General features: G+C 43.6%; 21 protein-coding genes and 1 tRNA gene. 9 read left to right on the top strand and 13 right to left on the bottom strand.

Translation table 11 applies throughout. From position 1 onward, the window contains the following. Positions 1-158 precede the first annotated feature (158 nt). The 3 genes from LPKJCM_RS02550 to LPKJCM_RS02540 all read right to left on the bottom strand — a co-directional run bounded on the left by LPKJCM_RS02550 (position 159) and on the right by LPKJCM_RS02540 (position 2,400). A complete protein-coding gene (locus LPKJCM_RS02550; RefSeq protein ID WP_057962126.1) occupies positions 159-932 on the bottom strand; it encodes a gamma-glutamyl-gamma-aminobutyrate hydrolase family protein in 774 nt (257 codons plus the stop codon). 124 nt (positions 933-1,056) lie between these two features. Continuing rightward, positions 1,057-1,524, bottom strand: coding sequence for a flavodoxin (locus LPKJCM_RS02545; protein WP_057962125.1), 468 nt, complete (start codon positions 1,522-1,524; stop codon positions 1,057-1,059). A gap of 108 nt (positions 1,525-1,632) precedes the next feature. Further along, positions 1,633-2,400, bottom strand: coding sequence for a glucose 1-dehydrogenase (locus tag LPKJCM_RS02540; RefSeq protein WP_057962124.1), 768 nt, complete (start codon positions 2,398-2,400; stop codon positions 1,633-1,635). Between the two features lie 156 nt (positions 2,401-2,556). On the opposite strand from LPKJCM_RS02540, the gene LPKJCM_RS02535 reads away from it, so the two are divergent. Genes LPKJCM_RS02535 through LPKJCM_RS02525 form a run of 3 tightly spaced genes read left to right on the top strand, consistent with a single transcriptional unit; the run spans position 2,557 to position 4,302 of the window. Beyond that, complete coding sequence (locus LPKJCM_RS02535; protein WP_057962123.1) at positions 2,557-2,973, top strand: MarR family winged helix-turn-helix transcriptional regulator; 417 nt, start codon at positions 2,557-2,559, stop codon at positions 2,971-2,973. A gap of 4 nt (positions 2,974-2,977) precedes the next feature. Beyond that, on the top strand, positions 2,978-3,280 hold the full coding sequence (locus LPKJCM_RS02530; protein WP_057962122.1) for a DUF2316 family protein: 303 nt from the start codon (positions 2,978-2,980) through the stop codon (positions 3,278-3,280). A 14-nt stretch (positions 3,281-3,294) separates the two neighbouring features. Further along, a complete protein-coding gene (locus LPKJCM_RS02525) occupies positions 3,295-4,302 on the top strand; it encodes an amidohydrolase family protein (RefSeq protein WP_057962121.1) in 1,008 nt (335 codons plus the stop codon). A gap of 88 nt (positions 4,303-4,390) precedes the next feature. Here LPKJCM_RS02525 and rlmH read toward each other — a convergent pair whose 3' ends face one another. Beyond that, positions 4,391-4,870, bottom strand: a complete 480-nt coding sequence (gene rlmH / locus LPKJCM_RS02520; protein ID WP_057962120.1) for a 23S rRNA (pseudouridine(1915)-N(3))-methyltransferase RlmH — start codon at positions 4,868-4,870, stop codon at positions 4,391-4,393. A 588-nt stretch (positions 4,871-5,458) separates the two neighbouring features. Here rlmH and LPKJCM_RS13125 point away from each other — a divergent pair. After that, a complete protein-coding gene (locus LPKJCM_RS13125; RefSeq protein ID WP_165758559.1) occupies positions 5,459-5,605 on the top strand; it encodes a hypothetical protein in 147 nt (48 codons plus the stop codon). A 145-nt stretch (positions 5,606-5,750) separates the two neighbouring features. Here the strand turns inward: LPKJCM_RS13125 and LPKJCM_RS02510 are convergent, their stop codons facing one another. The 7 genes from LPKJCM_RS02510 to yycF all read right to left on the bottom strand — a co-directional run bounded on the left by LPKJCM_RS02510 (position 5,751) and on the right by yycF (position 14,954). Next, positions 5,751-7,856 (bottom strand): surface layer protein SlpB, encoded by a 2,106-nt coding sequence (locus tag LPKJCM_RS02510; RefSeq protein WP_225364089.1) that lies wholly within the window; start codon positions 7,854-7,856, stop codon positions 5,751-5,753. Positions 7,857-8,034: 178 nt separating this feature from the next. Beyond that, a complete protein-coding gene (locus tag LPKJCM_RS02505) occupies positions 8,035-9,294 on the bottom strand; it encodes a S1C family serine protease (protein ID WP_057962118.1) in 1,260 nt (419 codons plus the stop codon). Positions 9,295-9,386: 92 nt separating this feature from the next. Further along, positions 9,387-10,190: an MBL fold metallo-hydrolase gene (locus tag LPKJCM_RS02500; protein ID WP_057962117.1), complete on the bottom strand. Its 804-nt coding sequence runs from the start codon at positions 10,188-10,190 to the stop codon at positions 9,387-9,389. A 20-nt stretch (positions 10,191-10,210) separates the two neighbouring features. Beyond that, positions 10,211-11,041, bottom strand: coding sequence for a two-component system regulatory protein YycI (locus tag LPKJCM_RS02495; RefSeq protein ID WP_087069520.1), 831 nt, complete (start codon positions 11,039-11,041; stop codon positions 10,211-10,213). Positions 11,042-11,057: 16 nt separating this feature from the next. After that, entirely contained in the window at positions 11,058-12,356 is a 1,299-nt protein-coding gene (locus tag LPKJCM_RS02490; RefSeq protein WP_057962116.1) for a YycH family regulatory protein, read from the bottom strand. Continuing rightward, a complete protein-coding gene (gene walK, locus LPKJCM_RS02485) occupies positions 12,346-14,199 on the bottom strand; it encodes a cell wall metabolism sensor histidine kinase WalK (protein WP_057962115.1) in 1,854 nt (617 codons plus the stop codon). The genes LPKJCM_RS02490 and walK overlap by 11 nt, the downstream gene beginning before the upstream one ends. A gap of 38 nt (positions 14,200-14,237) precedes the next feature. Further along, on the bottom strand, positions 14,238-14,954 hold the full coding sequence (gene yycF, locus LPKJCM_RS02480; protein WP_057962114.1) for a response regulator YycF: 717 nt from the start codon (positions 14,952-14,954) through the stop codon (positions 14,238-14,240). 267 nt (positions 14,955-15,221) lie between these two features. On the opposite strand from yycF, the gene LPKJCM_RS02475 reads away from it, so the two are divergent. Then, a tRNA-Lys gene (locus LPKJCM_RS02475) sits at positions 15,222-15,294 on the top strand. Between the two features lie 128 nt (positions 15,295-15,422). Here LPKJCM_RS02475 and LPKJCM_RS02470 read toward each other — a convergent pair. Beyond that, the gene (locus LPKJCM_RS02470; RefSeq protein WP_057962113.1) at positions 15,423-16,082 is read right to left on the bottom strand and encodes a TetR/AcrR family transcriptional regulator; all 660 of its coding nucleotides are present in this window, start codon (positions 16,080-16,082) and stop codon (positions 15,423-15,425) included. Between the two features lie 144 nt (positions 16,083-16,226). On the opposite strand from LPKJCM_RS02470, the gene LPKJCM_RS02465 reads away from it, so the two are divergent. Beyond that, the gene (locus LPKJCM_RS02465; RefSeq protein ID WP_057962112.1) at positions 16,227-17,531 is read left to right on the top strand and encodes a YhgE/Pip domain-containing protein; all 1,305 of its coding nucleotides are present in this window, start codon (positions 16,227-16,229) and stop codon (positions 17,529-17,531) included. A gap of 117 nt (positions 17,532-17,648) precedes the next feature. Here the strand turns inward: LPKJCM_RS02465 and LPKJCM_RS02460 are convergent, their stop codons facing one another. Continuing rightward, entirely contained in the window at positions 17,649-18,272 is a 624-nt protein-coding gene (locus LPKJCM_RS02460; protein ID WP_057962111.1) for a LexA family transcriptional regulator, read from the bottom strand. 334 nt (positions 18,273-18,606) lie between these two features. On the opposite strand from LPKJCM_RS02460, the gene LPKJCM_RS02455 reads away from it, so the two are divergent. From LPKJCM_RS02455 to LPKJCM_RS02445, 3 genes are read left to right on the top strand one after another with little or no spacing between them, the layout of a single operon-like run. Further along, complete coding sequence (locus LPKJCM_RS02455) at positions 18,607-18,999, top strand: hypothetical protein (protein ID WP_057962110.1); 393 nt, start codon at positions 18,607-18,609, stop codon at positions 18,997-18,999. Positions 19,000-19,026: 27 nt separating this feature from the next. Then, positions 19,027-19,392: a DUF722 domain-containing protein gene (locus LPKJCM_RS02450; protein ID WP_057962109.1), complete on the top strand. Its 366-nt coding sequence runs from the start codon at positions 19,027-19,029 to the stop codon at positions 19,390-19,392. 36 nt (positions 19,393-19,428) lie between these two features. After that, positions 19,429-19,800, top strand: a complete 372-nt coding sequence (locus LPKJCM_RS02445) for a phage holin, LLH family (RefSeq protein ID WP_057962108.1) — start codon at positions 19,429-19,431, stop codon at positions 19,798-19,800. Positions 19,801-19,803: the final 3 nt, after the last annotated feature.

Genomic DNA, 19,803 nt, shown 5'->3' with positions numbered 1-19,803 from the left:
GAGCCCAAATTATTCAGATGATGAATCAGTTCTTCACATTTTTGCCGAAACGGTTAGTTTCGCTGTTAACAGCAAGCTAAATGGTTAAATTAATTAAAATATGCCCTGTGATACCAAGGGATCAGTCTGTCTTCATACTTTCAAGTTTCAGTTAATTATTAGTCATTCTCGGTAGAAACTGCACTGTTAGCAGTTTGCGTTTTCTGGCCTGCGAACTTTGCCACTCGGGCCATAAAATCAGCAAACAACGCATCTTGTACCTGATCCGTTTGGAACATAGCCTCCGGATGCCATTGGACACCAATAATCAGATCGTCGTCTTTACTTTCAACCCCTTCAATCACGCCATCTTTTGCTAATGCGGAGATGTTGAGCTGCGAAGAAACGGCTTTGACCGCCTCATGATGGTGACTGTTAACCAAGGTTGTATCATCAGTACCGATAATCTTTGCCAAATAAGAATCAGGGGTCACAGAAATCGTGTGCGTTCCCTGTTGCATCGGTGCCTTTTGGTAATGCTGTAAGGTAGGGCGATTGCGTTGACTATACAGATCTTGATAGAGGGTGCCGCCAAGCGCAACGTTTAACACTTGAACACCGCGGCAGATGCCAAAAATCGGTTTGCGCTTGGCAACTGCCAATTTAACTAACTCAATTTCGCTGGCATCCAAGAAGGCATCTGTGTCACCAAGATTTTGAACGGGTTCTTCACCATAGAACTTCGGGGCAACATCCGGCCCACCCGGCAGCAGCAAACCGTCAATCAAGTCAACGTACTGCGCCATAATTTCTGGATTACGGGTGGGAATAAGGACCGGCACCCCACCGTGTTTGATGACGCCGGCGACTTCGTTATCGTTGACAGAGTTACGATCCAAATTGTTGATGACCCTTATTTCAGCTGGAATTCCAATTGTATAATACTTTCCCATGGCGTTCACTCCTATATAATATTGTTGAAAATATATTAGCACTGAACGACGTAAATGACGACTACTTGACCCGGTAACTTGTAAAAATCACCAGGTTAAGAAACCTCAGATTGTGATCATCTTTTTAGTCAGTCAAATTATAGGTATTGAGATAATCCCTAGCCTGTCCCTCTCCTGAATACCTGAACCCACCAACAATCGAAACGCCATCCCCAACGGCCGCCTTCAACGAACCAAGCGTATCTTCAAACGACGTCGAGACACTAGTCGAAAATGGCACGACACAACTACCGGAAAAATCATTTTCCGCAAACATGGTATTAATAATTCGTGGTACCTGTCCATCCCAAGTTGGATAACCAACAAAAATATAATCGTATTGGTGCAGATCGGGAATTTTAGTCTTGATCGCAACATTTGCTTTGTCTTGCATTTGCTGCATGCCGACCTTTGAGTACTGACTGTAACCAGTTGGGTAAGGTGTTTTAGGTTCAAGCCGGATGATGTCTGAATGCGTGTATTTCCGAATAGTTTCCGCTGCGGTTTTCGTTGCCCCAGACAGTGAAAAATACATAATCAATGATTTTGTCATATTAGCTTCTTTCTATATCTATGATGCTTCTACCTTATACCTTAAAGTGGACTTCATAGCAAACAAAAACCGCGGTATTATTTCCGCGGTTCTATCTTAATCTCAATTTTAATATGCTGTCCAACCACCATCTACCGGCAACACGGCACCATTTACATAACGAGCCTCATCGGAAACCAGGAACAAAGCGGTGTTTGCGATTTCTTCTGCGGTTCCTGGTTCGGGCGAAGCGCCCATTCCTTGTGATTGACGTTCAAAGCCAAATTTATCAACGTTCTTACCCATTGATTCAGCAATGTTGGTCTTGATACCACCAGGGGCGATGGCATTAACTCGAATACCGTCATTTTGGTACATGTAAGCCGTATTCTTGGTCAACCCAACAATCGCATGCTTCGAAGCGGTGTAGGCAACGCCGGCGCGACCGCCATTTGTTCCACCAACGGAAGCGATGTTCAAAATGACCCCCTGCTTTTTCGGTAGGAACTCCTTGATGGCTTCACGTGTTGCGTACATGACGCTGTCGGTGTTCACCGCAAAGACTTTCTGCCACATCTCATCGGTTAAATTGCCAATCGGTGCCATATTGTCCATGATGCCAGCATTGTTAACAACGATGTCAATTTGGCCAAATTGACTGTTCGCCAGCTTAAACATCTCTGAAATATCGTCCTCACTCGAAACATACGTCTTGATTGAGACTGCTTGACCACCATCTTTGGCAATCGCAGCAACCACCTCATCAACCCGGTCTTTATTCAAATCAGCGGCGACGACCTTAGCCCCTTCAGCGTTAAACAATTTAGCCATTGCAGCACCCATGCCTGAGCCGGCACCGGTTATAATTGCGACTTTATTCTTTAAACGATCAGTCATGAAAAAGCCTCCCTTTTATTTATAAAACGCTTACACTGCTATTGTATCTGATTGAACATGCCCTGTAAAAGAAATAGTCAGTGGATAGTTTTAATCAAAACAGTTGCATTAACAACTATTGGTGTTAAACTGTATTTTGAGTTAGGAGGCTAGCCATTGAAAGATCGAAATTCAGTGTCATCAATCATTCACCAAATTGCCAAGTTGGAGGAAAGCTTGATTAATCAGCAGTTACATCAACTCAGTTTTAACGTGGATCAAGCCCACACGCTGCGGTACATTGGCGATCACCCGGGGACAAATCAACGGGCGATCACAATTATTTTAGGGCGCAGCGCCGCCAGTGTTTCTAATTTGTTAAAAGGACTGGAAACCAGAAACTTGATCGAGAAAAAATTCAACCCGGATAATGACCGGGAAAAGCAGCTGACCCTGACTCCAAACGGCAAAGAAACCGTCACGGCGGTCAAGGGTGCGTTCGACGTCCTCGATCAGAAAGTAGATGCAGCCCTACTTTCACCGGATGCAATTTATGACCAGCTCACTCAAATTTATCAGCAACTAAAGGAGTAATCACATGTCACTAACACTACAACAAGAAATCGACACCAAACAACAAATCAATGCCAACTTCAAACTGGCAGAAGTCCCAATTGAACAAGTGGCCCAAGATCTGGATACCACGCCGGAACATGTTCAAGACATTTTAGACTTGAACCCCACCCGCTTGGAGGAACCTTGGATTCTCAAAGCATACCTGGATGAGAAAATAAGCGAAAAGGGCGGCACACCAGTTCCTTACACCGCATTGCTGGGCGACCCCAAACATTACTGGTTCTTGAATAACCGCTTTTTGAAGAAGGGCAAGCTGCTTAGTTAGGAGGCAGACATTAGATGAAAATTATTACATTGGAAGAACATTTCTCATCCCAAAAGTTGGGACAGAGAACGGCTGAGGTCTTACTAAAACGATCAATCGGAAACGTCAGCCCGGAGATGCAAGATTACATGCAACGCTCACTGCCTTCCGAAGCCGAATTGGAAGACATTACCGGCAGTCGTATTCAATGGATGGACAAGCACCAGATTTCCATACAAATTCTGTCATATGGCAATCAGAATCCGCAAAATTCGGATCCAAAATTTGCGATTGAACTGATAAAGTTGGCAAATGATGAGCTGGCAAAAGCTGTTGCTGAAGCTCCCGATCGTTTCTGTGCATTTGCGTCGCTCCCGGTTTCTCATCCAACCGAAGCTGCAGCGGAATTAACACGCAGTGTTGAAGAACTTGGCTTCAAGGGTGCCATGCTAGTGAGACCAACCTCTCAGGACCATCCATTCTTTGATGATCCCTTCTATCTACCCATTTTTGAGGCAGCAGCTAATCTCAATGTGCCAGTCTATCTGCATCCCTCATTTCCAAATCCACAGATTATTGACTACTATTATTCCAACGGTCCGTGGGACGACAAAGTTTCCGGTATTTTGGGAACTGCCGGCTATGGTTGGCATACAGATGTCGGCATCCAAACGGTCAGACTGCTATTAAGTGGCGTTTTTGAGAAGTACCCTAATTTGAAATTGATCTCCGGTCACTGGGGGGAGTTTGCTTCATTTGCCCTGGAGCGAATGGATCAGGTCATGTATCCGGAAACCAACCTCAGCGAACCCATTTCAAAGATTTATCGCGACCACGTTTACATCACCCCAAGCGGTATCCTAACTGAACCGCAATTGAAATTCGTGAAGGACGAAGTTGGGATTGAGCATCTGTTGTACTCGATAGATTATCCTTATATCAAGCCGGAAAATTCTGGTAGTTTCATTGCGAACAGTCCACTGACGGATGAGGAGAAAGAATTGTTTGGGCATGGGAACGCCGAAAAGTTGCTGCAACTCTGAATCCGATAACATCATTAATGATGAAGAAAACCAGCTGGCAAGCCCAAAAGGGTTCCCAGCTGGTTTTAATTTGCTCAGTAACTGGAGGTCACTTATGATATGGACTACCTTCATTAATCATAAACGCTCGGTAAATCTGCTCGGTCAGCACCAATCTCATCAACTGGTGAGGCAATGTGAACCGACCAAAGGAAATCTGCGTATCTGCACGATCGAGAACGTGTTTCGATAACCCAAGCGAACCACCAATCACAAAGGTAATGTCAGAATGACCATAAGTTGTCAGATCGGCAATTTCCTTTGCGAATGCTTCTGAAGACCGCTCCTTGCCTAGGATCGCGAGTGCATACACGTACTCGCGGTCCTTTATTTTTTCCAAGATTCGCGCACCTTCTTTGTCCATCACTTCATCCATTTCCGCTTGGCTGAGTGATTCAGGCGCCTTCTCATCGGGAACTTCCACAATCTGAAACTTGCAAAAGCGCGATAATCGCTTTGCGTATTCCGCAATCCCCTGCTTAAAATACTTTTCTTTCAGTTTTCCAACAACGACTAATTTAATGTTCACTATGTACAATCCTCCAAATTCTTTGTGATCCTGTGTAAAAGAGACCGCTTATTAACAAGTTGTCCACAGAGTTATCCACAGGTTTATGCACCTAACTAAATTTTAACCAACCCGCATTATTTTAAAAATTGTCAATAGTCAAAAATGTTATCCACAAAACTGTGGACAACGTGTGTTCGCAACCCATCACCGCAAACCCCATTATATCAGTCTTTAGTGCAACGAACAAATGCCTTTTTAAAGTCAAAAAAAGTTATCCACAATTTCTGTGGATAACTTTCGATGATCAGGGGATAACTATTCAACGTTATTCTACCAGTGGATAACAGAACCCTGTGGATTGTCCACAGAGTTATCCACAGCCAAAATGTGGATAGTTTATCAAATCTTTACATCCGCTGAATTTTCTAAATAAAAATAAGGATATCATTCGTATTTATATAATGTGTACCCTACAAGTTTCACCTTTTTGGTATGGCCGTTCGTAAACAATGATGCGGTCCAATGTTTGCGGACAAATCAACCCTAATTCAACACCTTTTTCCGGATTACCCACACCATTCTCATTTCAAGATTGGAGCGTTATTCATGACAGTTAAGCTAACTCAGCATGAAAGTCAAACCATGCTGCCGATTCCAGATAGCATCATTCCCAAAAGCGACCGATATACCGTGTTTCAAACGCCAGACGGGGCAATTCTATTTCTCCCCCAAGATGGCAGTAACAAGAGCTGATGAAACAAAGAGGCCCCTCTTCCATCACAGGAATCGGGACCCTCAAAACACCATTCGATGTTGGTTAGTTGTTGTAAAATGATGCGAGTGATTTAGCTCCAAATTTAGCATCATCCAATGTGACTTTCTTAGGTGCGCCTGAAACTTACGTATACTTTAACCCAACCTTAACAGGGGCATCAGCAATCGTCACATTACCGTCCTTATCAAGAAGTGGGGTGTCCAGATTACCCTTCTGGTCAAGTGCAACAGTATTGTCATTGGCTTTAGCAGTAAGGGTTACTTTGTAGACGTAAATTGTCTTTCCTTTCATCGAATCTGCGAATAGTGAACCGTTTGTACCAAAGTCTCCTGAGGCCAGGTAGGTACCGGCAGCCGCCCACCAGCCATCATCCTTAGCAGCATAGTAAATGGTATCTAAATGCTGTGCTTTAAGGGCGTTATTAACGCTTGCAGCTGATACGACATTCCCTGCGTAACCATTCAAATTTGTGTCCGTCATTAATTGCTTACTAAAGTTTGTATCCGAATCTCGCTTGCCATTGGCATCTTCCAAATAATTAATAGGAAAATCCTTGTAGTTCCAAATGTCTTGTTTAGCATGATCAAAGAATGTAAAACTTGAGGCCAATGCCTTCACCGGAATCTTCGCCACAACCAACTTAACGCTCTGTCCAAAAGCAGCCGCATTCAGTGCTGCAAGGTTAGCCTTCAACTGATCGGCAGTAAGGTCAGTGGTGTAATACCCCTTAACCCCAGCTTTCGTTAACAATGCATCATAAGCTGCTTTCAAGGTTGCTGAATTTGTGGATGTCGGGTCACTCCCACTGGCTGCTTTAATTGTCTCCAAAGCCGTCTTATCAGTAGCTGCCTTGGTCAAAGTGGTTGTGCCAAGAGAAGTCCCTTGTTGGTCGACAAATGATAACTGAACTTCATTGTCCTTGACCGGATTTGCAGCAACCGTCTTAACGGAAACCTGGTTGCCGAAAGTCGTTTGGGCAATGAGGGCCTGTTGGTCAGCGGTTAACGTATTGTTGGCACTTAAAGCATGACCAGTCCCTTTCAGGGCGTCTACTAATTTTGCCTGAATAGCGGTGGAATCTGCAGCTGCCAACTTCCAGGTGGTTCCATCTAATGTTCCGACGGGTTGGCCATCCTTTGCGGTGGCATTCGTGTAATCAACAGAATTAATCACGTTGCCACTTGGATCGGTTAAGACAATTCGAACAGCCTTGCTAATGGTTGGTTTAACAACCGAAATGGTGACGCTGGCACCAAAAGTTCCTTGAGCGATTGCCGCCATTTGGCCCGGTGTCAGAGTAAATCCAGTATAGCCGTGGGCTGCAAGTGCTGAAGCAATTTGTGACTGGATGGCGCTGGAATCAGTTGCCTCCAGTTTCCAGGTTCCATTCACGTTTGATCCCAAAGCAGATCCCTTGGCAGCCCCAGTCTTAGTATAATCAACCGAGGTAATTGATGAGCCGGTTGCCGAATCGACCAGGTTAATCCGAACCGCATTATCGGCAATTGGTGAGTTGATATTTGAAGCCGGCTTCAAGCCAGAATAACGGATCCAGCCGTCAGCTCCGGAATTGCCATTGCTTGTTGCAGAAATGTGAACCCATTGATCACCTTCGCGGGTTCTGGTTCCTGCTTGATCAATCTTGTAGCTAACGTTGGCATACGGCCTGGAATCAGTGACTTGACGACCAACCTTATATTGCGTCCATGCCGGCTGCTTATAAGTAACCGTCTGATTATCGTTGGCCGTTCCAGGATTAGCAATTTGGAAATTTCCATTGCTCATCTCGCTTGATAAAGAAGTCTGCTGGAAAGTTTGATAAGTCTTTAAACCACCGGCAAAGTTGGTTCTGCTTCTCCCGCCGTAAATCCAGCCACGATCTTTACCATCAAAAGTAACTACTTTGTAGTAAACTCTCCCGCGGTTGGTTCTGGCAACCCGGTAGGCACGAACATTTTTGCTTGATCGGCCAGCCTTGGCAAGATCCTTCAGCGTGATCGTTGTTGCAACCTTTTTAGCCCCTTTTAGTGCCGAGGCCTTATTCCACAACGCTGCTTTACCTGTAAAGGTAACGTTCCGGGATGCGGCATCCGTCTTTAACTTGGCGTTTGAGGTCACCTTCACCCGAGATTTTGCCGAAACAGTTGTGGACTGCGATATCCCAGCTGCGGCAAAGAATCCCAACGCAGCCATTGAGATGGCGACTGATTGCTTAATATGAATTCTCATGTGTATTTCCCCTTAATGTTTTTGTCTTACAGTAATATTGTATCCTAATTAGAAATATATTAACATTACACGAATATTAAGTATTACATTTATGTTAAGTAAGTGCACAAATGATTGGCTTGGGCAAAAAAATAACCCCCGCCCATCAATGAACGGAGATTACGTATGTTAACAATCGTTATTTACTTGCTTCACTTAATACCTTACTCGTGGCTTTTTCATTCAAAGTAATCGAACCGGTCTTCTTGTCACCCTGATGGTAATAGGTAACTGAAATCTTGTCACCGATTTGATGCTTATACAAGATATCACGCAACTGGCTTTGTTGGGTAATCTTAGTTCCATCCAACTCGGTAATCACATCATATTTAGCCAATCCAGCCCGCTTAGCAGGTGAATTCGAGTTGACATTAAGGACAACCGCTCCTTGAGTGACACTCTTAGGCAACTTCAAACCGGAGCGTTGCTGCTGCTCGGAAACGTTAGATAAATCAGTGTAGCCAATTCCAAGTGCTGGGCGAATAACCTGACCATTTTTAATCAGCTGGTTGATAATCATCACAACCTCGTTACTTGGAATCGCAAAGCCCATTCCTTCAACGCTGGTCCCTTGCTGATCAGAGGCTAATTTCATGGAATTGATACCGACAACCTGGCCGGCAAAATTAATCAGCGGTCCACCAGAGTTCCCAGGGTTGATAGCGGCATCAGTCTGAATAACCGTGGCGTTACCAATTTGTTGACCGCCTTCCGAGGTTTGTGGAACTTCCCGTTTTTTAGCAGAAATAATTCCCTGTGTCACTGAAGTTGCATATTGAGATCCCAGTGGCGAACCGATTGCCAGCACTGGTTCGGCAACTTTGATATTGTCTGAATCACCAAAGGTTGCGACTTTCTTGACTTTATCAGAGTTAATCTTGATAACGGCCAAATCAGAAACTGCGTCCTTACCGACAACCGAAGCGGAAACCTTCGAGCCATCGCTGAGAATAATCTCAAGGGCGTTGGCACCGGCAACCACGTGGTTATTAGTAACGATGTAAGCAGTGTTGCCGCTCTTTTTATAGATCACCCCGGATCCTTCGCTTGAGGCTTCAAGTTCGCCACTGCTCTTCTTTTTGCTGGAAGAACCGCCTTGAATTTGACCCAAAATGCCAGATAAGGTGTCGTCACTTGAACTTTGTTTCTGTAAATTAATAACGGAAACAACGGTGCTCTTAGTTGCATTAAACGCTTTTTCTGCCTGAGTATTGAGATTAACTTTCACATTGCTGACCTTGGTATTGCCATTCTTGTTCGTACCAGAAACCAACTCTGTTCCCGTTCCATTATTATTGTTGTTAAAATAAGAAACGCCGCCATAGGTAATCCCACCGCCGAGTGCACCGGCGATAACCGCGGTTGCAATGAATTTTCCAAATCCGTTATTTTGTGCCAATTAGTGTGCCCCCTTATTATTTTATATTACCTATAATATACTTTTTTCATGACGAAAGTGTGTTTAAAAGTTTAGAAATATCTAAAGGATTGTTAAATAATCATTAAAGGTGACGCCTGGTCTTGGGACGTATCGTACAGCTTAAAGTCTTCGCCGACCCCCATATCATGGTCTTCGAGGATAGAAGCAACCGTTAAATGGGCGAGGGTTTTCATATTGTTATGCTGGCTGCGGTGACCCAAGAAGACTCTTTTAGTCCGATGACCAATCACATCCAACATCGTATTGGCGCCGTCTTCATTGGACAAATGGCCCTGATCACCCAAAATCCGCTTCTTAGTCATCCAAGGATAGTCACCATTTTCCAGCATTTCAATATCGTGATTACACTCCAAGAGATACCCGTCGGCATCCTTGATAACACCCTCCATCCGGTCAGAAACATACCCGGTATCGGTTAGGATAACGAAGGACTTATTATTATGATGAAAAACGTAGAATTGCGGTTCGGCCGCATCGTGGGACACAGAAAAACTCTCAACATCCAGGTCGCCCATGTCCATCACACTATCAGGTGCAATGATGTTCTTTTGATCATCGGCGAGCTTGCCAATTCTTGGCGCCATGGCATTCCAAGTGCCTTCGTTGGCGTAAACTTGAATCCCATATTTGCGTGCTAAGACACCGGCGCCCAGTCGATGATCTGAATGCTCGTGGGTCACAAAAAGGGAGTCGACATCGCTGAGGTCACGCCCAATCGAATTCATGAGCGCTTCAATCTTCTTACCGCTCAATCCAGCATCACATAAAACTTTGTGATCCGGCGTTTCGATATAGGTCACGTTGCCGCCGCTGCCACTTGCGAGAACGCTGATTTTCATATCATCATTATTCATAATCGTTCTTCTTCCTAACTTTAATTCATTGACGTTTGATTATTCTTCAAATTCTCATCAGTTTGTTTGATGATTCCACCGGTAAACGCATTGATCCGCTTTAACTGAACCTGAGTTGAATTCTGCGGTCTAATCGCGATGATCCAAGTTGGAATAAAGACCCGATTGCCATCGATTGATAATAACTTCGTATACCCAAGGCTTGCCCAGGCAACCGTTGTGTTGTTTGGGATCTCGTTATACTGATACAACCAAATCAAGGCGCGGGTTTCCGAAATGGTTTCCGAACTTTCCCGAAGGCTCTTAATTCCCTGCAGATAAGACTGTGTGTAGCTGACAATCTGGTAATTGGAATTTAAAGTAAACCTGATTTGTGCTTCGGAGGAGTATATCGAACTGCCCATCGCCTTTTGATTGTAGACGATATTTCGACTGGTTGAAAGGTTTTTGCTGTAGACGTATTGGTCACCGAACAATACAAACGTGGAATCGGTCAACAATTTGTCAATTGATTTCCGCGGATTGTTCTTATCAACCGTGATTGGCTGCTTCAGTTCACTTTCCAGTTCATGGCCAACAAATTGAGGAGTCTGGTTAACCAATTGGCCCATCTGGTTCCGCAAAACATCACTTTGTTCACCGGAAATGTAAAAGGCAGTTTCATTCTTCTTGGACAAATTGCCGACTTTAATCTGGTCGTTACGCATTTCCTTGACGATCACTGAATCTGAGTCGCCTTGCGATACGTTGTCGGCCTGCATGTCCATGTTCTTTTTAAACATCCCGAACAAGAAAATGTCGATTGCGATAAAGGTCACCAAAAAGATGATCTCAATTCTTCGAAAGTTCACCAGGCTCCCTCCTTTCCTAATATTGGTTCATGAGTACAGTATAACTGCGCCACTGATTCTTATAGTAAACGTACCAATCGGGATTCAAATCAATCAAAAGTGGTGAGGTGGCATCCTTTTTCCAAGTGTACCCCAGGCGAACTTTTTGAAGATCTTTCAAGTTATAGCCATGGTTGACCAACCGTTTCAGCATTGTTTCAGTTGAGGGCAGCGAAACGTAACCCTTATTACTTGGCAGCGGCACTTCAGGATTGTCCAATGAAAATTGGGTCCGCTGAGCACTTGAGTTTAGTGTTCGAGTCGACACCGTTCCAAATCCGGAAGTCTTAAAAATCGGAAAGCCTTCAACATAGGTTCGATACATGACCGTCCTGCTCTGTGGATCATAGCTGAAGTAGCGGACATTATCCATTGGTAATCCTAATTTGGTGATGTTCTTGTACGAATCATTAATCGTCGAGGTCAGACTGCGGCGATTGTGATTGGGCCGAAAATCAGAAAATTCCGCCATTCGATTTCGGGAATTAAATGTTAATTGAAGCGAACTTTGATCGCCGTAAATTGTCATATTCTTACGCCGCTTGACGTTAACACTGGTTGAATCCTGAGTGTTCAGTAAACGACTGACATAGTAATCGTCAGACTGACGATCGATTAAATACTTATAGGGCTGCATCTGAACGGTGCTGGTAACGTAGACAGCGGGTCGATTATTCAACAACCTGAAGCTCGCCGGCTGAGTCCGCATATCCATCTGCAGAACTTTGTTTAAGGATTTTAGGCTGTGTTTTTTAACATCAACCTCATACACGGTGAAATTTTTGTCGTATAGCAGATACAGCTTGGTTGAATTATTGGTTGGTAACACCACTCGGTTAATCTTAATATTGGGCAGTTTTCGGAACCGATTGCTGACAATTGCGTTAAAAGTCCGCATCGAAACAGTATCTGAATAATTCAGCATAATCGAATCAGTCTGGTTGGCAATCCGAAAGTAGTCAACCCTTGAATTTTTACTCAAAGTCTTGATTCGTGGGCTGCGATAGTTGTGCATGGTTTTTTTGATCTCAGTAACCGTGTTCACCAATTTATTGACCATGATTTGCTGGGTACCGTCGGCATTCGTGTGAATTGCCTGAACCGGTGAGTAGACGTATCGTTTCGGCTTGATCATCTGCTGGGTCTGCGGGCTCTGGGCGGTCTGCTTATTTGTCCGATAGTTGGCAGGATTGGTCCAAAGAACCACCGACAGCGTTAAACTAATGACCACCGCAATCGTGAGTGCAAGTGGTATTAAGTATTTACTAAACCTCATCCCACAAGTCCTCCTCTTCTACTGGTTCATATGGAAGCGCAATGTAGAACGTTGATCCTTTGCCTTCCACACTTTCAGCCCAAATTTGGCCATGCAAGGCTTCAACGGTTTCCTTAGAAATCGCTAAGCCCAAACCACTGCCGCCTTGCTGACGGGAACGTGCCTTATCAACTCTGTAGAAACGATCAAAGATGTGTGGAATATCCTTTCGGGGAATCCCCAGTCCCTGGTCACTGACACTCAAAATCACTTTATTTCTGGTTTCATAAAGCCGACAGGTGATTACACCACCATCCGGCGAATATTTGATCGCGTTATTCATTAAATTATCCAGCACTTGGGTAAACCGGTCAGTATCCAACTCAACCCATAGATCCCGTTTGGTGAAGTAACGCTTAATCGTGTAGGTCTTTTCTGGGTGATCTTCTTTTTTGAGAATCATATCAAATCGGTTCAAAACATAGTTGAATAGTTCGTTGATATTAACCAGTTCGACTTCCATCTTTTGGGTTCCGGAATCCATCCGTGACAACGTCAGAAGGTCGTTAATCATTCGAATCATTCGATCCGTCTCATCCTGAGTGACTTTTAAGAACTTCGGTGCCAGCTTGGAATCCTTCCATGCGCCATCTGACAAAGCTTCGATGTACGAACGGACACTGGTTAGCGGGGTTCGTAACTCATGAGAAACGTTGGAGACAAACTGTTTTCTGTCTTGGTCAATCCGCTGCTGCTCGGTGATATCCCGAAGGACACAGACCAAACCGCTGATAAAGCCAGATTCCCGCTGAATCAGTGAAAAATGGGCGTGCAAAACTAAACTGTGATCTTCGCTTGAAAAATCAAGAATCAACTCATCCGGTTTTTCGAGTAAGTCCCTCAGGCTATAGTCCTTTCGAATATCTAAAACATCCAAAATTGACTTGCCCATTGCTTGGTTCTCATCAAGATCCAGGAAACTCGCAGCTGTTTCATTGATAATAATGACGTTTCCACGACGGTCGGTGGCAAGAACCCCATCGGTCATGTTTGCCAGGACAGAATCCAAGCGCCGCCGTTCGGACTCGGTCGATTCATGGGACTCTTCAACCCTGACAGACAGGTTGTTAACCGCACTGGCCAGTTGTCCCAGCTCATCGTTTCCATATACGTGAACTTGGCCGGAGTAGTCCCCACGGGCAATTCGAATGGTCTGTTTCTTCATTTCTTCAATTGGCCGGGTGATCGCTCGCGAGATAACAATCGAGATTAATAACACCAATATAATGGCAATCGACGCGGCGAATAGATAGATCAGCGTAATGCTGTTGATGCTGTCATAGACGCTGTCCAGGTTTGCTCGGGTATAGACCACCCCGACGACCGTGCTATTATTATTGGAGCTCTTAATCAACGGTGAAATCATCGTGTAGTACCGCGCACCAGTCGATGAATCATAGGTTGTTTTTTCAAATTTTTTGCCGTTGTAAATCGCGTTTTTAACGTTATCATCGGTGGTCTTTTGGCCAACGATTGCCTGGTTGTTAATCTGGTTGGTTCCACGAATGGTCCCCTTGTTATCGATCACTTGAATCTGGGCGGTATTGCCGCTGTCTGAATCGTTCAAGATTGTTTTAATCCGTCCATTGGCCTGAACCTCATTGGAATTGGATAGTTGCGTCGTCAAGGAATTGGTCACGTATGTCTGCAGCTGAATTTGGTTCTTAAAAGTCGCCAAATTTTGGTGTTCCAGCTGTCTGACAAAAACGGAACCAACAATTTCCAATGTGACTAACAGGATGAGGGCGAAAACTAGTGCGATTTTAAATTTGATTGATTGGTAAAATTTAATTCGATTATTCACAACCAGTTAATACCTCTTATGCATTGATTTCATTGAGATTATGCTTGATCACTTTCTGGGTTGCGCAGGTAATAGCCCACCCCACGACGGGTTACCAGCCAAGTCGGATGACTGGGACTGTCTTCAACTTTTTCACGCAGACGACGAACAGTCACATCAACGGTTCGAACATCACCAAAATAGTCATAACCCCAAACGGTTTGCAGCAAATGTTCCCGGGTCATGACTTGGCCAATGTGTTGTGCCAGATAATGGAGCAATTCGAATTCTCGGTGAGTTAATTCGATATTTTCACCACGTTTGGAAACCGAGTAAGCTTCCGGATGAATCACTAAATCACCAATTTTGATGTCTTTATTTTCATCTTCTTCGTTGTTGGAACCACTGTTGGTGCCCTGGCGACGCAGGTTGGCCTTTACTCGGGCAACCAGCTCACGGTTTGAAAACGGCTTAGTCACATAATCATCGGCACCCAGTTCCAGGCCGAGGACCTTATCTAATTCGGAATCCTTGGCAGTCACCATAATGATTGGGGTGTCCTTTGTCTTTCTGACTTCACGGGCAACTTCCAGGCCGTCAACCTTGGGTAACATCAGATCCAAAATAATTAAATCCGGATCAACGTCTTTAACTTGCTGCAAAGCTTCTTCGCCATCATAGGCCACTGAAACTTCGTAGCCTTCTTTAGTTAAATTAAATTTTTCAATATCGACGATCGGTTTTTCGTCGTCGACAACGAGTATCTTTTTTGCCATTAACAATTTCTCCTAACATGGATTTTAATATTGTTATTTTCTAAAATTTGCACACGCCAACATGTTGCTATTATAACACAGACCATTATTCATCAAATAAATGCGGTAATGCCAAGCAACTGTATGTAGTCAGTACCCTATCAACCCACCCCTTAATTATTAGTTTGCCGTGTTTCTTTCAATAATCACCGTCGCCAGTAAAAAATCTCCTTTTCCGTGTTGCAAATATTTTGAGCATATGCTATTATATTTAAGTCGGTTAGTAATGGGCAGTTAGCTCAGTTGGTAGAGCAACGGACTCTTAATCCGTGGGTCCAGGGTTCGAGCCCCTGACTGCCCATCAATTACATACCATTAAATAACGATCATGCAGCTACTTGTAGCCGTGATTGTTATTTTTTTGCGCAAAAATAAAAAAACTGTTCGATACCCCTCTATACAGGCGGTAATGAACAGTTTTTTGCTACACTAATTTTCATGTGTTGTTAGTCCATTAGTCAAAAAAGCGGTTGTCTGCTGAATCTCATCTTCAATATTAACTGGAATGCCCAACACCCGTTTACCCATATAACCAACCACTGTCGAAAACAGATACTGGATAATGTATTTTTCCGGCAGATCAACCATCTTGCCAGCTGCTTGAAGCCGCTTGATATTGGGAACCAGGTATTGGCCCATATGATTGCCAAACACAGCATTTAACTGAGTCACAATTCCCTGATCGTCAATAATCACTTGGCTGATCAACAGTTTTAACGCCGCAAAGTTTTGGTCAATAAACCGGATTCGGTCCGGCACGATTGCGTTAACAAACGCTTCAACGTCATCAAATGGCTGACTAAAAACACTTCTGCCAAATTCATCAACTGCTTGCGGCAAAACGTCATTTAGCAACGGTGCAAGCACTGCCAGCAGTAATGCCTGCTTGTTTTGAAAACGCTGATAGACAGAACCAACCGCGACTCCTGCCCGTTCCGCAATCTGCGAACTTGATGTTTCACTGAATCCCTGCGTTGAAAATAGTTCCAAAGCCGCTTGGAGAATCTGCTTCTGCTTATCCGTCAAGCCGTCCATTTTCTTGAGCGTCTCTTTATAGAGTTGTTGAAAATCATTCTCCGAATCAGCCATAACTCGCACCTCACTTCGTTTTTAGTTTAGCGGACTTTGAATTGCTTTTCAAATGTGTTTGACATTTGTTTAGAAAAAGATTATGGTTGCTACGTTAGAAAATGAATGAGCGCTCATTCGTTATTTTAAGGAGGAACCGTTAAAATGTCAAAATGGTTTACAAATAAATTTAGTTGGTTGGGAATGTTAGTCGCCAGTTTTATTGCCGTCTCATTTGTATTCTGCATTCTACCAGCATTCAAGCACATGCCAACTAATTCTCAAAACTTACCAATCGTTATTGTCAATCAGGATAATCAACAAATCTCAGACAAAGTTACCAGTGGTTTAAAAGACAACCTGCCTTTTAAGCACATCTCAACTTCAAGTAATCTAAGTCACACCAAGCAGCAAATTAAAGCTCGCAAGGCGTCTCTTGCGATTGTGATTCCAGATGGATTTAACAAGGATGTGCGTGCCGGCAAACGGCCAGCCGTTAATTTTATTGTCAACAACGCCAACAGCATGGTCCAGACCAACGTCAATCAAGGGTTGATCTCACGCATCCAGAGTACGATTAACGCTCAGTTGACTCAGCAGTCGCTTGTCGGCATGTATGCCAAACAACTTGGACCTAAGATGATGAAAACCGCAATGGCAGCTGGGATGAAGACCGCCATGCAAAAGGCCATGACAGCTTCCAAAGGCCAAGCAGTTAATCAAAAGCAGATTCAAAAACAAGTTCAGGCACAAGTACAACCTAAGATTCAAAAGCAAGTCATGGCTCAAGCAACTAAGATGGCGGCTCCCTTTAACATTACCGCCAAATCCTCAACTGATACGCTGGGTACTGAGCAGCCGAACATGCAGCATCAAATGGCCCCGATGTTTATTTCCATGGGCCAGTATTTGGGACTGATGATTGCTTCAATCATCATCACGATGACCTTCATGTCTGTTCGCTTCATCGCCGGCAAGTGGAAAACATTCATTGGCCTTCAAGCCACTGGCGTTGTCACCGCGATTGTTTTAGCATTATTGACCGTTGGTGCGCTGCGGTGCCTCGTCAGCTTTGACGGTGGGGGGTTCAACGCTTTACTTTGGCAAAATGTCTTGTATGACTTCGCAGTCTTCGAATTAACCAGCGGCTTAGCAATCCTGTTCGGCGGCCTGCCAAGTTTGCTGATTCAATTACCACTATTTATTCTTCAAATTATGGCTGGCGGGGGAACTTTGCCGCGAGCAGCTATGACTAGTTTCTACAAGTTCCTAAGTCAAACAACACCGATGTATCAAAATATTTACAGCAACTATAACATCATGGCTGACCTAGGTAATATAGGTGCCTTCCAGCAGACTCTCTGGTGGGTTGGGCTCTGTGGTCTGGTATTAGGGTCATTTGCAGTAGGGATTGGCTATCGTGGTCAAGAGCGACGAGGATTGGCCGCAGTGATTCCGACCAAATTTTAAAAAATAATGAATATCAAAAAGACGGCTTCCCGCAAAGGAGCCGTCTTTTTGCATTGGAGAAGCGATTTACAAGCCACAAACACTATTGACGCATTTAATATTTACAGGAATGAATCGTCACTGCAGCTCATTTATGACCCGAATCGCTTTTCCCAAAATTTGATTATTAGTGTCTGTAGTGAGGATGATTGGTTTGAAACCTGGGTTATCAGGAGTTAAAATGTATTTCCCATCACTTCTGTGGACCCGTTTTAATGTCGCCTCATTATCAATCAGGACCGCTGCTACTTCGCCATTTTCAACCTCGGGCTGTTGATGAATTAAAACCAGTGACCCGTCCTTGATTGTCGGTTCCATCGATTTGCCTTTAACTCGCAAATAAAACAGCGGCCCAGTTGGCAGCCCGAACTTCACCTCATAGATATTCCCTTGAATATTTTCACTTGTCAGGATAGGTGAGCCACCAGCAATTGTCCCAATAATTGGAATTGCTACAATGCCCTTGTTAACTTCTCGTGGATCTTGATTTTCCACCAGATCGCCTTTACTAATCCCAAAATACTTGGTCAGCTTCTCAATACTATCGATCCGCGGATAGGTTCGTCCTTTTATCCAATCCGTAAGTGTCGTATATTTAACGTTCAAATCTGCTGATAGTTTATTTCTGGTCACCCCGTGCTTTTCCATAAGTACCTTTAAATTAGCACCTAATATTTTTCGTCCGCTGGGTTGTTCAACCATATCAATCACTCCTCGTTATGTGTGCACATGAAACAAAGTTGTAACATCGGATATATACAAACGACTATACTTTGTTTGTATTATATAGCAGAAACCATAGTTGCTCTATTGTGATTTACGGTTAGCCCGTTTTTAACTTATTTTGGCTAGCATAAATAGATTATCAACAAATTGCTGACACTTTCCAGCAATTTATTTTTTGCAGTCGCTTGAACATACGTTCCCCTGATACTATGATAAGAGCAATTAATCATCCCTACTACGCTATCAATAACGGGTAACACAAACGAATTTGGCCATATTATTAGAATTTTCGAAAGGAAAGGAATCAATTATGAATCTAAATGACTTACTGCAAACATATGAAGCTGCGGTTGCTACCCGTAATTTGGCAGCTAAACAATACCGAAAACAGCTTCACATCAAAATAGAATTTATTGAACAACATTACCACTGCACAATTGACCGCATTCCAGATACAAATCCACTTATTATGGAACTACAGCAATTTGCCAACCAATATGAACCCCATCTACCACCCAAAAAACGGCGTGATCTCACTTCATTTGATCAAAATCAGCGTGAAGAACTTATTAGGTCAATTATCAAATTACTGGAAATGGGACTTCTATCATCTCAAATTGCCTATATTCTTGGTATTACTGACGACGCATTCTGGCAGCTTGAATTAAAGGCAATCACGTCTCAAGCAAGCGTTCATTGCTAATTGGTTGCATCAATTAGGAGGGATATTATGAAAACAACAACTTTAAACTATCTAGAAGAAATACTCACAGATTATCCTAAACTAACAAGTTACATTCATCACTGTGAGCAGCAAATGATCATCACATCATCATCTGGACAAGGAATGGTTAACACGATTGCGACAGATCGCTATTTACGTAGACTCAAGGAAAATCAGCAGGCTGTTCATGACTGCTTGGAGCAAACTGACCCAGAAACTCGGCAAATCATTCATACTTTGTATTTCTCACCTGGTCTTCGATTGACCCTTAGAGATGTATCAATCCAACTTAACATGAGTCTGGCAACAATTAGTCGAAAACGAAAGCGATTCATGAATAACCTAGGAAAACAACTTGGATTGACCTTGTAGTTAGAGTATGAATCAACATTTAAGGAGGTGAAAATCGTGACATTGGCAGCTATCAGCATAACAAGTATCATCACATTTTTATTAGCTATGATTCCAACTTTGTATAAGTTACTTGAGCCTTTAATCCAAGCTAAAATACTGACCGAAACTAATCAACAAACGAAAGAACAGATGCTAATCTTAAGCAATTTGGCGCAACTGGCAGTCTCTGAAATGGCAAGTCTGAATACTTTGGACAATGAAGACCGCAAGACAGCCGCGATCAAGTTCGTCCTTCAACAACTCCACTCTTTTGGAAATACCGCTTCCAATTCTATGATAAGTGCGGCAATTGAATCCGCTTATCAAATCTACAAACACCAATTGAACGGTGATATCCACCAGAAAAAGCCGAATATTCAAAAGTAATGC

This window comes from Lentilactobacillus parakefiri (genome assembly GCF_002157585.1).
In the GTDB taxonomy this organism is placed as follows: domain Bacteria; phylum Bacillota; class Bacilli; order Lactobacillales; family Lactobacillaceae; genus Lentilactobacillus; species Lentilactobacillus parakefiri.
This window is presented reverse-complemented; position numbering and strand designations above follow the sequence as displayed.